Genomic DNA, 15372 nt, shown 5'->3' with positions numbered 1-15372 from the left:
CTGCGAGATCGCGAAGCGGTTTTCGCCTCGGGGGGTGAATCGGCCGGGCTCCGCCTGGCCGAGAGGGGGACGCGAGGCGTCCCCCTCGGGACGAGAGAAGCCTAGAACATCGATCGGTTGTCAAACCGATCGATGTTCTAGGCGCATAACGGGCGGACGATCGATCAGGGACGTCCCCGGGGCGGCGCGTTACGCTCTCGTCGTGCCGATAGGGATCGATCTCCGGACCCGGACCACGCTCGTCTGCGGCGCGCTCGCGCTCGTCATCGCCGTTTCGATCCTGCTCCGCGGGCGCGTGCGCACCGTGCACCTGCTCTTCGCGGCGTTCGCGGGCGACATCGGCCTCTGGTACCTGTCGCAGTCACTCTTCGGCTTCTTCCAGCAGACGATCTGGGAGCGCTTCACCGCGATCCTCGCGGTGCTCCTGCCGCAGTTCGCCCTCCACCTCTTCGAGGCGATGATCCCGCACGAGGGGGATCGGCCGAGCCGACTCCCGCGCCTCGCGGGCGTGCTCGCGATCCCCATGGTGCTGCTCGTCTTGAGCCCAAAGCAGGGCTTTTGGCTCGTGCGCGGCGCGGTGTTCTTCTACGTCTTCGCGTTCCTCACGGCGGGGCTCTGGGAGCTCGGGCAACGCGGCGCGCGGAGCGGCTCGCGCGCGACGCAGCGGCGCGTCCGTTTCCTCGTGGTCATCGGCGCCCTCGCCGGCCTCGCGAGCGTCGCCGATTTCGCGTGGTTTCTCGGCGTGAACCCCGCGCCCGTCGGCGCGGCGCTCAGCGTGGTGTTCCTGTTCATCCTGGCGCAAGCGCTCCGCCACGAGCGGCTGCTCGACGTCTACGAGATGCTCGCGCGCCTGCTCGTCGCCACGGCCGTCGCGTTCCTGATCGCGGGGATCTTCTACGTCCTCATCACGTTCATCGGCGGCTTCAACACGATGTACCTGAACGCCGTGCTCGCGGCGATCGTGATCCTCGTCCTCTTCGATCCGCTGCGCGAGCGCGTCGCCGAGCAGATCCAGAAGCTCTTCTTCCGGGATCGTTTCGACCTCGAACAATCCGTGGCCGACGCGCGGCGGCGGCTCGTGCACGTGCTCGAGCTCGACGATCTCGGGTCGATCGTGATGACGGCGCTCGAGCAGTCGCGGCGCGTGACGAAGACGGCGATTTACCTGCGCGACGCGGACGGCACGGGGTTCGACAAGCTCGCTTCGCTCGGCCAGGGCGCGCCGCCGCGGATCGAGGCGGCGACGGCGCGCGCGCTGCTCGACCGGCTCGAGGTGGGGCCGCTCTCGCTCGAAGAGCTCAAGCGCGAGGTGCGCGAGCGCAAGGCGCGGGGCGCGCGGACGGACGCGTCGGAGGCGGTGCTCAGCGCGGCGGCGGTGCTCGGGAGCATGCGGGACGGCGCGGTCGTCCTGCGGATCCGGGCCGAGGGCGACGAGATCGTGGGGCTGCTCGTGGTGGTCGACGAGCGCGTGCGAGACGCGTTCTCGCCCGAGGAGATCACGCTGCTCGACGCGATCGCGACGCAGGTCGGCGTGGTCATCGAGAACTCGCGCGTCTACCAGCAGATGAAGGAGCGGGATCGGCTCGCCGTGCTCGGGCAGATGGCGGCGGGGCTCGCGCACGAAATTCGAAACCCGCTCGGCGCGATCAAGGGCTCGGCGCAGCTCCTCGCGGAGCCCGGGCCCGATGGCCGCGATCCGGATCCGCAGTCGCGTGAGTTCATCGGCATCATCCTCGAAGAGGTCGAGCGGCTCGATCGGGTCGTCGGTTCGGTCCTCGATCTCGCGCGCGCGAACCAAGGCGCGGTGGTGCCGACAGACGTGAACGCCGTCGTGCGCCGCACGTTGCAGGTGCTCTCGACCGAACGCGCGAACCAAGATCTGACGGTGGAGATGAACCTCGGTTCGAGCCTGCCGCGCGTCGCGATCGATCCGGAGAAGCTCCGGCAGGTGCTCATGAACCTCTACCGGAACGCGGCGCAGGCCATGAAGGGGCGGGGGAAGATCACGGTGTCGACGCGCGTGCGGCTCGGCCGCGGGACCACACGTTCGGGGACGGGGATGGCCGACGAGCCCTTCGTCGAGCTCACGGTCGCGGACAACGGGCCGGGCATCTCGCAGAAGGTGCTGGAGAACATCTTCCTCCCGTTCTTCTCCACGAAGGAGAAGGGCACGGGGCTCGGGCTCGCGATCAGCCAGCGTATCGCCCAGGGCGCGGGCGGGCGCATCGAGGTGCGATCGTATGAGGGCAAAGGGTCGACGTTCGCGGTGATCCTGCCGGCGGCGATGGACGCGCTCGGGGCGCCGTCCTCGACGCCGACGCCGCTCAGTCGTTCTGCATGAGGCCGCGAATCTTGCCGGTGGGCAGGAGTTTGACCCGCAAGGCGGAGGGCTCACGTGGCAGGCCCGGCATGGTCATCATGTCGCCGGTGAGCGCGACGGCGAAGCCCGCGCCGGCGCTCAGGCGGATCTCGCGTACGGTGACCTGGAAGTTCGTTGGGCGTCCAACGAGCGCGGGATCGTCGGAGAGCGAGAGCTGGGTTTTTGCCATGCAGACGGGCACGCCGCCGTGGCCGAGCTCTTCGATGCGGCGGGCGTCGCGCTCGGCGGCCGCGGTGAAGGTGACGCCGTCCGCGCCGTAGATCGTGCGGGCGATCTTCGTGATCTTGTCCCGCAGGGGCTCGGCGAGGTCGTAGACGAAGCGGGGCGCGGGCGGCGCGGCGTCGGTCGCGTCGGCGGCGCTCGCGACGGCCTCGGCAAGCTCCAGGGCGCCCTCGCCGCCTCGCAGAAAACCTTCGCAGCGGACCGCGCGGACGCCGCGGCGCAGCATGGCCGCCTCGACGAGGGCGAGCTCTTCTTGCGTGTCGTTCGGGAAGACGTTGATCGACACGACGACGGGCAGGCCGAAGAACGCGGCCGAGTCGAGATGTTTGTCGAGGTGCGTGAGGCCGAGCTCGAGCGCCCTCGCGTCGGGCTCCGCCGCGCGCTTCACCGGCGCGCCGCCGTGCATCTTGAGGGCGCGCAGTGTGGCCACGAGGACGAGCACGCGCGGGAAGACGCCCATCGTCCGGCATTTGATGTCGAGGAACTTCTCGCCGCCGAGGTCGAAGCCGAAGCCCGCCTCCGTGATCACGTAGTCGCCCGAGAGAAGGCCGAGGCGCGTCGCGAGGACCGAGGAACATCCGTGCGCGATGTTCGCGAAGGGGCCGGCGTGCACGAGAGCTGGGCCGCCCTCGTCGGTTTGCACGAGGTTCGGCTTGATCGCGTCGCGCAGGAGCGCGGTCATCGCCGCGGCGGCGCCCACGTCGTCCGCCGTGATCGGCGCGCCGCTCGTGCTCTGGCCGATGACGATGCGACCGAGACGCCGCTCGAGATCTTCGGGCCCGTCGGCGAGCGCCACGATCGCCATGACCTCGCTCGCGGCCGTGATGTCGAAGCGATCCTGCCGCGGCACGCCATCGGCCTTGCGGCCGAGGCCGACGATCACGTTGCGCAGCGCGCGGTCGTTCATGTCGAGCGCGCGGCCCCACGTCACCTGGCGCGGATCGATCGCGCCTTTTTCACCGAAGGACGTGTTGAAGTGACACGCGTTGTCGACCATCGCGGACAGGAGGTTGTGCGCGGTGGAGATCGCGTGGATGTCGCCCGTGAAGTGCAGGTTGATGTCGTCGGCGGGCACGAGCGTCGCGCGTCCGCCGCCCGTCCCACCACCCTTCACGCCGAAGACCGGGCCGAGCGAGGGCTCGCGCAGGCAAAGCACGGCGCGTTTCGCGAGGCGCCGCATGCCCATCGCGAGTCCGATCGACGTCGTCGTCTTGCCTTCGCCCGCGGGCGTCGGGTTGATGGCGGAGACGAGCACGAGGCGGCCTGCGCCCGCAGCGGGGCGCGTGAGGGCGGCGAGATCGATCTTCGCCTTGTTGCGGCCGTACGGCTCGACGTGATCCTCGGACACGCCGAGCTCGCGCGCGACGTCGAGGATCCCCTGGGGTCCGATGGGCAAAGCGCTCTGCGTAAGGGTCACGGGCCTCCTCGGTGCCTGCAGCGCAGGCGTCAGGTGTAACGGCGTTGCATGAGGTCGTGGAGCGGGCGGCTCCCGCGCACGAGGGAGAGCGTGTGCTCGGCGTGATCGTGGGCGTAGCCGTTGCCGATGAAGAGGTCCACGTCGCGGCCGATCCCCTCGGCGCCGAGGGCGGCGGCCGTGAAGCTCGTGCTCATCGCGAAGTAGTAGACCTTGCCGCGATCGCGGGCCGCGAGGATCGCGGCGAGCTCGACGCCAGGGACGTTCACGCACGAGAGCACGAGGTCCGCGCCGCGGCCTTCGGTCAGAGGCGCGACCGCGTCTCGTACGGCGAGCGGATCGCGCGCGTCGAGCGTCGCGACGTGATCGCAGATCCCGAGCGCGCGCAGATCGTCGGCGTACGCGGGGAAGGACTCGATGCCGATCACCTTGCCCGTATCGCCGACGCGGCGGCGCGCCTCGGCCGCGCAGAGCAGGCCCGATTTGCCGCCCGCGCCGAGCACGACGACGCTGTCGCCAGGTCCGCAGAGGCGAGCGACCTGCGGCGCGGCGCCGGCCACGTCGAGCAAGGCGAGGACGAGCCGCTCGGGCATATCCGTCGGGATGCGCGCGATCGGCGCCGTGAGGAAGACGGCGGCCTTGCCGACGACGTCGAGTTGCGCGGAGGCGGGGCGCACCGCGAGCACGCGATCGAGCCAGAGGGGCGTGAGCGAGAGCGAGATGAGCGTGGCGACGCGGTCGCCCGGGACGAAGCCGCGCGCTGCCGCGAGATCGCCGACGCGCTCCACGACGCCGAGCAGCATGCCGCCGGAGCCGGTGACCGGATTGTGCTGCTTGCCGCGTCGCTTTACGGTTTCCAGGACGAGCGCGGCGACGCCGTCGGGATTTCCGCCGGAGGCCTCTTCCATCTGCCGGAAGCTCGCGGCGTCGACGTTGAGCGTCTGGACGTCGACGACGATCTCGGTCGCGTAGACCTTGGAAAGATCGTTGTCGAGCCGCTCGGCTGGCTGGGGGAGCGCACCTTTCGGCGCGAGCACGCGGTGGGTCCCGAGGGGGTCTCCGGCAAGCGTTGTCACGAGCGCTCCCTTATCACGCCTTTCGCCGGGCGGAAGGCGCGGGGGGGATCCCGCGAGGAACGCTTGACCCTCGCAGGCCTCAAACCCTAAAGTTTCAAGGACGAAGCGGGCGTATCCTGCGCCCTCCGCGAATCTTTCGGCCGAGCATGGAAAGCCAACTGCCCAAGGTGTCGCCGCCGCGGAGGCTCGCGCTGCGCTTCATCTCCGGCAAATACCAGGGCGGAGAGTTCCTCCTGGAGGACAAGAAGGAGATCATCGTCGGGCGCTCGAGCGATCTCGACATGGTCCTCGTGGAGGACATGGTCTCGCGCAAGCACGCGCGCATCGCGGTCGGCGACCCGATCACGATCGAGGACCTCGGCTCGACGAACGGCACCTTCGTCAACGGCGAGCGCATCAAGCGCGCGACACTCAAGGAAGGGGATCGTGTCCTCATCGGCACGAACATCCTGAAGGTCGTCGTCGCCGAGGTCTCGTCGCCCGGGATCCGCCTGCCCAAGCGCAGCGAGCTGCCGCCCTCGGGCCGCTCGCCGACGCGCAGCATGTCCGGCGCGATCGACGAGATCCCGCTGCCCGATCTTCTGCAGCTCCTCGGTTCGTCGAAGAAGACGGGCCTGCTCGTGATCCGCACCGACGACGAGGTCGGCAAGATCCACCTCTCGAAGGGCACGATCATCCACGCGGCGCTCGACGACAGCGCGGATTTGCCGCCGCTCAAGGCCGCGTACCGCATCCTCTCGTGGGGAAGCGGCACGTTCGACTTCGAGCCGCCCGACGAGGTCTTGCCGAAGGATCAGGTTGACGTGTCCGTGCAGGAGCTCCTGATGGAAGGGCTCCGTCAGCTCGACGAGCACAACGCCATCAAGCACAAGCTGCCCGGGAAAAACGCGCAGCTCTCGGTCGCGCTCCCGCTGAAGCCGCTCATCCGCGATCTCTCGCCGATGGAGCTCGACGTGCTGCAGGCCGTGTGGAACCACGCGGAGATGCACGTGGTCATGGACAAGAGCCCCGCGAGTGATCTCGACACGGGGCGCACGCTCCTGAAGCTGATCTCGTCCGGTTACGTGCGCGTCGAGTAACGCGGAGGAGCCACGAGCGCGGCGCGCACCGCCTCGGCCAGCGAGGAGACGTGATCGTCCTCGAAGCCGAGCGCCGTGAGCGTCTCCGCGAGGCGCAGCACGTACTCCACGTTCGTCCCGCTCGGCCCGCGCGCTTCGAGCACGTCGGCGACCATCGTCTCGAACGGTGCAGGCCCGAGGTGCCACGGGTTTCCGGGGCGCGCGATCCAGGTGATCGCCTCGATCGTCGTCATTCCCTCGTTCGCCGCAGCCTCCCCGTGAAGCTCCGCGCGGACCGCGACGCGGTCGTAACCGCCCTGCTCGCGTTCATCGAGTGCGGCGAGGATCGCGTCCGCCTCCGCGGGCGCGAGCGCGTACACGAGTCCGCCCACGTGCGCGTTGGGCGCGGGGACGAGCGTCGCCACGCGGCCGAGCCGTTCGGGCGTGCCGCGATGATCGGGCGAGCCTTGTTCGAGTCGTCGCGACAAACCTGCGACCCGCGCGGCCTTCGCCTCGACGTACGGAAATCCGGGCCGCCAGAGGAGCGAGCCGTAGCCGAAGATCCACACGCTCACGGCGCTGCTTTTTTCCGGCCGAGCCCCACGAGGAAGACCTCGGAGCTCACGCTGCGCGTGCCTTCGGGCCGGATCACGCGCACCTCGTCGTAGAGCGAGCGCAGCCTTTCGCGCGCCTTCTGGAACTCTTCGCTCATGAACAGCTTGCCGACGAAGGCGCTGCCGGGCGCGCCGAGCGCCTCGGCCACCGAGACCGCGCGATCGAAGAGCTCGTAGCTCCGCCACTGGTCCGCGGCCTTGCTGCCCGTGGTCGCGGGCGCCATGTCGCTCAGCACCACGTCGTACGGCGCGAACTGCGCGAGGGCATCGTTCGTGAGCGAGAGCGCGTCGCCTTGCACGACGGTCACGTTGGGGCCGAAGGCTTGCCGGATCTCCGAGAGATCCACGGCGAGCAGATGCCCTTTCGAGCCGATCTTCTGCGCGGCGTACATGGACCACGACCCGGGAGCGGCGCCCAAATCGAGCACCCGCTGCCCGGGTCGCAGGAGACGTACCCGGCGATCGATCTCCTCGAGCTTGAAGACACTCCGCGCCGGAAACCCTTGCGCCTTCGCCGCTTTGGTGAAGGTGTCAGGCTTCCGGTACGGGTTTTTGCCCTTCGCGCTCACGAGGAGATGGCGATCAGGCCTTCTTGCCGCCGTTCTTCTTCTTCACGGCGCCGCGGACGAGGACGATGCCGTTCCGCGCGCCCGGGACCGCGCCCTCGATGAGGACGAGGTCCTCCTCGGGGATGAGCTTCGCGATCTTCAGGTTGAGCGCGCTCACGGTCTCCGCGCCGTAGTGGCCGGGCATCTTGAGGCCGGGCAGCGTGCGGCCGGGGGTCATGTTCGTACCGATCGAGCCGCCGTGACGGCGATACTCGTGCGTACCGTGCGTCTGCACGGCGCCGGCGAAGTTCCAGCGGCGCACGACGCCGGTGAAGCCGCGGCCGCGGGACGTGCCCTGCGCGTCGACGATCTGGCCGACCTGGAAGACCTGATCGACGCCGATCTTCTGACCGATCTCGAACTTCGCGGCGTCCTCGGCCGTCACGCGGAGCTCGCGCACGATGCGCTTCGGCGTCTGCTGGCTCTTGCGGTACGCGCCGAGCAAGGGCTTCTTCGTGTGCTTCTCCTTGCGCTCGCCGAGGCCGACGATGAGGGCGCTGTAGCCGTCCTTCTCCACCGTCCGCTTGCCGATCACGACGCCGCCCGCCTGCACCACGCTGCAGCGAAGGACCTCGCCCTTCTCGTCGAAGATCTGAGTCATCCCGATCTTCTTGCCGAGGATGCCAAGGTTCGTGTTCATCTCGATGCCACCATCCGCGCTTCTTCTGGGGTTTGTCCGGCTGTGTTCGCGAGAGTCGCGAGTCCCTCGTCGCATCTTTCGCCTGCTTGGCGAAGGCCGGTTCGAAGCGCAGAAACCGGGGTGAACGAGCACCAGGCGAGTCGGGGGGCGGGGAGTCTACCCAGGAAGATCCAAAGGGAAAGGTTTTTTGTTGGCAAACCCCGCCGGGGAGAACATGGAGGGTGGGGTGAACGACGAAGCACCGGCCAAGGTGAAGGATCCGGTGTGCGGGATGATGGTGACGCCCGGGGCGGCCAAGGGCGGCCAGCACGAGCACGCCGGCACGACGTACTGGTTCTGCAACCCGCGTTGTCGGGAGAAGTTCGCGGCAGATCCGGAGAAGTTCCTCGCACCGAAGGTTGAAGAACAGGCCTCTGCGCCCGCCAAGGTGAAGGATCCGGTGTGCGGGATGATGGTGACGCCCGGGGCGGCCAAGGGCGGTCACCACGAGCACACCGGCACGACGTACTGGTTCTGCAACCCGCGTTGCCGGGAGAAATTCGCGGCAGATCCGGAGAAGTTCCTCGCGCCGAAGGTCGTGGAAAGGGTCCCGGCGCCGGCCGCCGTGCTCCCCGTGGGCACGATCTACACCTGCCCGATGGATCCCGAGGTCCGGCAGGACAAACCAGGATCCTGCCCGATCTGCGGCATGGCGCTCGAGCCGATGGCGATCCTGACCGCAGAGGAGCCGCCGAACCCCGAGCTCGAGAGCATGACGCGGCGGCTCTGGATCTCGGCCGCGCTCTCGCTGCCGCTGCTCGTCCTCGCGATGGCGCCGATGCTGATGCCCGGGTGGCGCTGGTCGCACGTGCTGCCGCATCAGCGCTGGATCGAGCTCGTGCTCGCGACGCCCGTGGTCCTCTGGGGCGGATGGCCGTTCTTCGAGCGCGGGTGGACGTCGCTCGTGACCCGCCGCTTCAACATGTTCACGCTGATCGCGATCGGCACGGGGACGGCCTACGTCTACAGCGTCGCGGCCACGATCGCGCCTTCGATGTTCCCCGCGTCGTTCCGCGGGCACGGCGGCGAGGTGCCCGTCTACTTCGAGGCCGCGGCGGTGATCGTCACGCTCGTTCTGGTCGGGCAGGTCCTCGAGCTTCGCGCGCGCAGCCGCACCTCGGGCGCGATCCGCGCGCTGCTCGGCCTCGCCCCGCGAAACGCGCGGCGGGTCGGCGACGGCGTCGAGGAGGACGTGCCGATCGAGGTCGTCGCCGTGGGCGATCGGCTGCGCGTGCGACCGGGCGAACGTGTCCCCGTCGATGGCGTCGTGCTCGAAGGCAAGAGCTCCGTCGACGAGTCGATGGTCACGGGTGAGCCGATCCCGGTGGAAAAAGACGTCGGCGATCGCGTGACGGGCGGGACGGTAAACGGCGCGGGCGGCTTCGTGATGCGCGCCGAGCGCGTGGGGCAGGGGACCTTGCTCGCGCAGATCGTGCGGATGGTGGGCGAGGCGCAGCGGACGCGCGCGCCGATCCAGCGCCTCGCCGACGTCGTGAGCGCGTGGTTCGTTCCGGCCGTCGTGCTCACGGCTGCCGTCACGTTCGTGGTGTGGGCGCTCGTCGGCCCGGAGCCGCGCCTCGCGTACGCGCTGCTCAACGCGGTCGCGGTGCTCATCATCGCTTGCCCCTGTGCGCTCGGCCTCGCGACGCCGATGTCGATCATGGTGGGCACGGGGCGCGGCGCGTCGGCGGGCGTGCTCGTCAAGAACGCGGAGGCGCTCGAAGCGCTGGAGCGCGTGGACACGCTCGTCGTGGACAAGACGGGCACGCTCACCGAGGGCAAACCCGCCGTGGCCTCGATCGTGCCGCTCGACGGCGCCGACGAAGCGACCGTGCTCCGCGTCGCGGCGAGCCTCGAGCGCGGCAGCGAGCACCCGCTTGCCTCGGCGATCCTTGGGGCTGCAAAGGAACGAGGCCTCGATCTCGCGGCCGTCACGAGCTTCCGATCGCTCACGGGCCGCGGTGTGACGGGCATCGTCGAGGGCGAGCCGGCCGCGCTCGGAAACGCGCGCCTGCTCGAGGAGCTCTCGATCGAGAGCGCCGCGGCTCTCGCGCGCGCCGAGGCACTGCGCGTGCGTGGACAAACCGTGGTGTTCGTGGCGCGCGGTGGGCGCGTCCTCGGGCTCGTGGGCGTGGCCGATCCGATCAAGAGCTCGGCGAAAGAGGCGCTCGCCGCGCTGCGCGAAGAGGGCCTCACGATCGTCATGCTCACGGGCGACAGCCGCACGACGGCCGAGGCCGTCGCGCGCGAGCTCGGCATCACGGAAGTCGAAGCCGAGGTCCTTCCCGATCAGAAGAGCGCTGTCGTCGAGCGCCTCACGAAGAACGGCAAGGTCGTGGCCATGGCCGGCGACGGCGTGAACGACGCGCCGGCCCTCGCGCGGGCCGCCGTCGGGATCGCGATGGGCACGGGCACCGACGTCGCGATGGAGAGCGCGGGCGTCACGCTCGTGCGCGGCGATCTGCGCGGCATCGTGCGGGCGCGGCGCCTCTCGCGGGCGACGATGAAGAACATCCGCCAGAACCTCTTTTTCGCTTTCGTCTACAACGGCCTCGGCGTGCCGCTCGCGGCCGGGGTCCTCTACCCCTTCTTCGGCCTCCTCCTGAGCCCTATGATCGCGAGCGCCGCCATGAGCCTGAGCAGCGTTTCGGTCATCACGAACGCGCTCCGTCTGCGCTCCACGCGCCTCTGACGCAAAGCGTCGGTCGCTCGCTTCCCAGGCCCCGAGCCGGGAAAGCCCAGGCCGTCCTGGAAAGAGCGTGCGCTTGCATCGCCGCTTGGGCTGCGCCAACCCCCTCCCGTACGGCAATCGGAGTGCTACGCTCTGCGAGGGGCGACGCGCCTGCCGCCGGGAGGTTCGATGGCAAGCGAGCGCAATCGCAACGGAGCCGCGAGCCCGAGGGATACGACGAGGACGCGCGTGTCCCCGCGGGAGGGTGCGCCGCGCACGCGCGGGATGCCCTTGTCGCACCACGCCGACGGAAGGTGGGGCGGACCTGGAAAAAGCGCGCGTTCGTTCTCGGCGATCACCCCGGGCGAAGGCGAGACGAAGGCCGCCTCCCGGGACGGAGCCTTGCCGCTCGTGCTCGTCGCGCTCGTCGTGCTCGCGGTCGCGCAGAACATCGTGCTCCGCGTGGCCGTGCCGCTCGTGCTCGTGGCGGCGGCGATCGCGCTTTACGTGCGCGGATCACGCAGGCGTTCGAGCGACAAGGCCGCGTCGCGTGGCATCTGCGTCGACGGCCACGGGCTCTTCTTCCAGCCGGAGAGCGGGCCGCCGCAGAACGTCGTGCCCCTCGGCGAACCCTTCGGCATGACGCTCGTGACCAGCGCGAAGCGGGATCGGATGGTCGCCGTGTGGAGCTCGCCGGAAGGCCTCTTCTACGTGGGATCGACGTTCGAAGGCACGGCACGCCGCGGACTCGGGGCGCTCTTCGATCGCGCGTTCACCGCGGTCGGCGACGACGCCGCGCTCGAGGCTCTCGGCCCCGACGGCGCGCCGCTCGAGCTCTTGCCCTCCGACTTCGCGGCGCTCGTGTTCGCCGTCGAGGAGCTCGATCCCTCGTGCGTCGAGCGCCTCGTCCTCTCGGATGCGCGGGGCGCGCCGCTCACGCTCGATGGCCGCGAGCTCGTGGTGGGCGAGCGCCGCTTCGACCTCACCGCGCCCCTCGAGTGGCGACCCTTCGTTTTCCAGGAGGCCTTTGGTCAGGCCGTCGCCGTGTACCAAGGAACGTCGATCCGGCAGGGCGGGAGCGAGGCTGTGCTCGTCGCGCTCTTGCCCTCCATCCTGCCTTACGAGTTCGGCGAGGAGAGCGACCTCGATCGCACCCTCCTGCGTGATCTGCGCCTGATGCAGGCGCCGCCCGAGGAGCCGCCGCCTCGCGATGCGCGGGTCGCGATCGATCGGCTCTTCGTCTTGCCCGTGCGATCGGCCCTCGACAGGGCCCCGCGCGCTTCGCAGCAGCCGTCTCGGGCGCGCGCGTAGTCGAAGCGCAATTTTGCCGCCAAACCATTGTCTTCGCCGCCGCTTGACGCGGCACGTCGCTCGCGGCTACACCCGGCCAACGCTAGAACGCGCCGGCGACATCGGCGCATCGCTGCCCGGAGGCACCCATGGCCGTCGACATTCAGAAGCTCTTCAACGAAGAAGTCCCCGCGAAGATCGCCAAGAACCCCGACGGGGCGAAGGCGATCGGCGGCAAGTACCAGTTCGTCGTCACGGGCGAGGGCGGCGGCGAGTGGTTCCTCGACCTGACGGCCACGGGCCCGAGCTCCCAGGCGGGCAACCCCGGCGGCGCCGACTTGGTCGTCACCATCGCGTCGAGCGACTTCCAGAAGCTCTACGAGAACCCGCAGGCGAACGGCATGCAGCTCTACTTCGCCGGCAAGCTCAAGATGGTCGGCAACCCGGCGCTCGGGATGAAGCTGAACAAGCTCTTCGAGCTCTGATCGATCCCGAGCCCGGGAAGAGGCCGGCGCGTGCTCGGATCCATCCGAGGGCCGCCGGCCTTCTTTTCATCTGCCGTTCATTTCTTTTGACCTCATAAGGAAAACGCATGCGCCCTCTCGTCGGCAAACGGATCCTGGATCTCTCGCGGCTCTTGCCCGGCCCCTTCGCGACGCTCGTGCTCGCCGATCTCGGCGCCACCGTGGACAAGATCGAGGACCTTGCCGGCGGCGATTACCTCCGGCACATGCCGCCCGCAGTCGCCGGCGAGTCCGCGGCCTTCCAGCTCTTGAACCGCGGCAAACGCAGCGCGTTGCTCGACCTCAAGCGGCCCGAAGGACGCGCGGCGTTCGAGCGGCTCGTCGGCTCGTACGACGTGCTCTTCGAGCAGTTCCGCCCCGGCGTCCTCGATCGCCTCGGCCTCGGGCACGACGTGCTCCGTGCGAAGTTCCCCAAGCTCGTCATCTGCGCGCTCACGGGCTACGGCCAGGACGGGCCGCTCAAGCACCGCGCCGGGCACGACATCGACTACCTCGCGCGCGGCGGCCTGCTCGGCGCCCAAGGCCCCGAGGATGGCCCGCCGCAGCCGCCCGGCTTCCAGCTCGCCGACGTGAGCGGGGGCATGTGGTCCGTCATCGCGATCCTCGCCGCGCTCGCCGAGCGGGATCGCACGGGTGAGGGGCGTGTGCTCGACATCTCGATGACCGACGGCATCCTCGGCTTCGCCACGGCCACGATCGGCGCCGCGCTTGCGGGCGAGACGCTGCCCCGCGGCACCGACGCGCTCGTCGGCGGCATCGCGCCCTATGGCACGTACGTCTCGAAGGACGGCCACCCCTTTGCGCTCGGCGCGCTGGAGCCGAAGTTCTGGATGTCGTTCTGCGCCGCGGCTGGGATCGAGCCGCGCATGGAGGCGCTTCTGCCGGGGCCGCACCAGGCCGAGATCAAGGCCACGGTGCGCAATGCCTTCGCCCAGAAGACCCGCGACGAGTGGATCGCGATCGCGGCGAGCCATGATTGCTGCCTCGAGCCGGTGGTGCGTCCGAACGAGCTCCGTGACGATCCGCTCATGAAGGCGCGCGAGCTCTTCTTCGACATCCCGAGCTCGCGTGGAGACATCCCGCAGATCCGGCTCCCGGTCACGCCGCGTGACGTCGCCTTCGCCCCGCCACCGCGCTCCGGCGAGCACACGCGCGTGGTCTTCCGCGAGGCCGGCTTCTCCGACGCGGAGATCGACGAACTCGCCCGCGCCGGCGTCCTCCGCGAAGGCGAGAGCAGCTAACCTTGCATCGACCGCACCGCGGTCGATAAAAAGTCCAGGGCTGCGCCCTGGTTCGGGTCCAGGGGCGAACAGCCCCTGGTCGGGCCCGGGGTGAAACCCCGGCGCAACGCTGCAAAATACCCCCTCAGATCTTCTTGAGCTCGTCGACGAACTCCCAGTCGGCGACGAGCCCCTTGCGCAGCAGCACCGACAGGAGCGCGGCCGCGATGGCCTCCCAGCGCAGGTTCGGCCCCAGGATCTGGTTCGCGTCCGCGCCGTGACAAACCGCGCGCAGCGCCGCCACGAGATCTCGCGCCGTGAGCCCGGCGCGCTCGTCCTCGGCCCCCAGCGTCGACGGCGGCAGCTCCTCCTCCGACGGCCCTCCGGACGGCTGCGCGAGCGTCGGCACGCGTTGCTTCTGCTTGCGCGGCGCGGGCAGCGAGATCGTCGTGCCGTCGAGCAAGGTCAGCGCGATCATGCGCGGTGCGCGGCCTCGCGGCTCGGGGATCGTGTCCACCGGCTGCGAGCTCGGCGGCAGGGAGCCCTCGTCGAGCGTCGGAGGCTGCGAATCATCCGTGAGTTCGAGCACCCGCCGCAGCCGCTCCGACGGCGGCGGCAGGGGCCGCGCCTCCACGATCGACACGCGTGTCTTCGCGGCGACCTCTTCGAGCTGCGGCGACTGCGCGCCCGGATCCGGCAGCGTCGGCGGCGGCGGCACATCGGGCGCCGAGGGCATCTTGCCGCGCGCCGGCGGGAGCGCGGCCGCCTCGGCGAGCGTGACGGCGTCCTGCGTGGTCGGCGGAGGCGGCGTCCTCGGCGCGCTGCGCGCTGCGCTCGGCTGCGGCTTTGCCGGCGAGCGATCGGGATCCGAACCTGGGACCTCCAACGAGCTCACGGTGACTTCCGCGACCTCGACCGATGGCCCTTCCGCTGGCGCTGGCGCCGCGAACGGCACGGCCGGCGTCTCCACGATGGCGAGGCTCGACTCGGCCGCGGCTTCGGGCCTCGTGCCGTCGGGGGTCGTGTCGCGCTCCACGATGGGCGCGCCCTCGGCGGGCGATAGCTGCGCGAGCGGCGCGGGCGGCGCGCTGGGCTGCACGTCGTAGTAGACGCGGATCGCGTTCCGGATGTCGCTCGGCGGCGCGATCATCGCCTTCACCGGCAGCCCCGAGTGCTCGCCACACGCGCGCAGGCCCTCCTCGTTCGAGGGATCGTCCATCGCGACGTAGAGCGTCTGCCCCTGCCCGCGCACGTGGCGCACGTAGATCGGCACCACGCAGAAGCGCTCGGCCACGTGGTGCGGCACGAGGTTCAAGAGCTGCCGCGAGAACTCGATGTGCAGCAGCGAGACCCAAGGGACGCTCAGTTGATGCGAGAGGATCTGTGTGAGCTGGGTCTCGTTGATGAACCCTCGCTCCACCAGCAATGTGCCGAGGCGTCGCCCGTCGGTTTTCTGGAGCGCGAGAACCTCGTCGAGGTCTTGCTGCGAGAGCAGCCCTGCATCGACGAGGAGCTGACCGAGACGGAGGCGCGGCGTTGGCATCGGCCCGCAGGTTAGCCGATCGCAGAGCGGACCTACCAGTTGTTGGGGGGCGGCGTCCGCTTGACAGAACCGG

Annotated in this window: 12 protein-coding genes; 6 read left to right on the top strand and 6 right to left on the bottom strand. The window is 69.8% G+C overall.

The features are described from left to right. Positions 1-202 precede the first annotated feature (202 nt). A complete protein-coding gene (locus KEG57_RS55730) occupies positions 203-2341 on the top strand; it encodes an ATP-binding protein (RefSeq protein ID WP_272425318.1) in 2139 nt (712 codons plus the stop codon). On the opposite strand, the gene KEG57_RS26880 is transcribed toward KEG57_RS55730, so the two are convergent. Together KEG57_RS26880 and kdd are read right to left on the bottom strand one after the other, a co-directional pair. Then, the gene (locus KEG57_RS26880) at positions 2325-4019 is read right to left on the bottom strand and encodes a formate--tetrahydrofolate ligase (protein ID WP_272425319.1); all 1695 of its coding nucleotides are present in this window, start codon (positions 4017-4019) and stop codon (positions 2325-2327) included. The genes KEG57_RS55730 and KEG57_RS26880 overlap by 17 nt on opposite strands. A gap of 29 nt (positions 4020-4048) precedes the next feature. Continuing rightward, positions 4049-5092: an L-erythro-3,5-diaminohexanoate dehydrogenase gene (gene kdd, locus KEG57_RS26875; RefSeq protein WP_272425320.1), complete on the bottom strand. Its 1044-nt coding sequence runs from the start codon at positions 5090-5092 to the stop codon at positions 4049-4051. 146 nt (positions 5093-5238) lie between these two features. On the opposite strand from kdd, the gene KEG57_RS26870 reads away from it, so the two are divergent. Beyond that, positions 5239-6171 carry a DUF4388 domain-containing protein gene (locus tag KEG57_RS26870; protein ID WP_272425321.1) on the top strand — a complete coding sequence of 311 codons (933 nt, stop codon included), beginning with the start codon at positions 5239-5241 and terminating at the stop codon, positions 6169-6171. Here the strand turns inward: KEG57_RS26870 and KEG57_RS26865 are convergent. Genes KEG57_RS26865 through rplC form a run of 3 tightly spaced genes read right to left on the bottom strand, consistent with a single transcriptional unit; the run spans position 6153 to position 8012 of the window. Then, positions 6153-6725, bottom strand: coding sequence for a gamma-glutamylcyclotransferase (locus KEG57_RS26865; protein ID WP_272425322.1), 573 nt, complete (start codon positions 6723-6725; stop codon positions 6153-6155). The genes KEG57_RS26870 and KEG57_RS26865 overlap by 19 nt on opposite strands. Continuing rightward, positions 6722-7333, bottom strand: a complete 612-nt coding sequence (locus KEG57_RS26860) for an SAM-dependent methyltransferase (protein WP_272425323.1) — start codon at positions 7331-7333, stop codon at positions 6722-6724. Before KEG57_RS26860 ends, KEG57_RS26865 begins: the two co-directional genes overlap by 4 nt. Before the next feature lie 13 nt (positions 7334-7346). Then, the gene (gene rplC, locus KEG57_RS26855; protein ID WP_272425324.1) at positions 7347-8012 is read right to left on the bottom strand and encodes a 50S ribosomal protein L3; all 666 of its coding nucleotides are present in this window, start codon (positions 8010-8012) and stop codon (positions 7347-7349) included. Positions 8013-8238: 226 nt separating this feature from the next. Between rplC and KEG57_RS26850 the strand changes: the two genes are divergently transcribed. From KEG57_RS26850 to KEG57_RS26835, 4 genes are all read left to right on the top strand, one after another. Then, a complete protein-coding gene (locus KEG57_RS26850; RefSeq protein WP_272425325.1) occupies positions 8239-10743 on the top strand; it encodes a heavy metal translocating P-type ATPase in 2505 nt (834 codons plus the stop codon). A 228-nt stretch (positions 10744-10971) separates the two neighbouring features. Further along, entirely contained in the window at positions 10972-12033 is a 1062-nt protein-coding gene (locus tag KEG57_RS26845; protein ID WP_272425326.1) for an IMP dehydrogenase, read from the top strand. A 128-nt stretch (positions 12034-12161) separates the two neighbouring features. Further along, the gene (locus tag KEG57_RS26840) at positions 12162-12497 is read left to right on the top strand and encodes an SCP2 sterol-binding domain-containing protein (RefSeq protein WP_272425327.1); all 336 of its coding nucleotides are present in this window, start codon (positions 12162-12164) and stop codon (positions 12495-12497) included. Between the two features lie 107 nt (positions 12498-12604). Next, entirely contained in the window at positions 12605-13777 is a 1173-nt protein-coding gene (locus tag KEG57_RS26835) for a CaiB/BaiF CoA transferase family protein (protein ID WP_272425328.1), read from the top strand. A gap of 124 nt (positions 13778-13901) precedes the next feature. On the opposite strand, the gene KEG57_RS26830 is transcribed toward KEG57_RS26835, so the two are convergent. Continuing rightward, positions 13902-15299 carry a cyclic di-GMP-binding domain-containing protein, MshE-related gene (locus tag KEG57_RS26830; protein ID WP_272458888.1) on the bottom strand — a complete coding sequence of 466 codons (1398 nt, stop codon included), beginning with the start codon at positions 15297-15299 and terminating at the stop codon, positions 13902-13904. Positions 15300-15372: the final 73 nt, after the last annotated feature.

The organism is Polyangium jinanense, from assembly GCF_028435365.1.
Note: the sequence above shows the minus strand (reverse complement) of the source record. Positions and strands in the feature narration are given on the sequence as shown.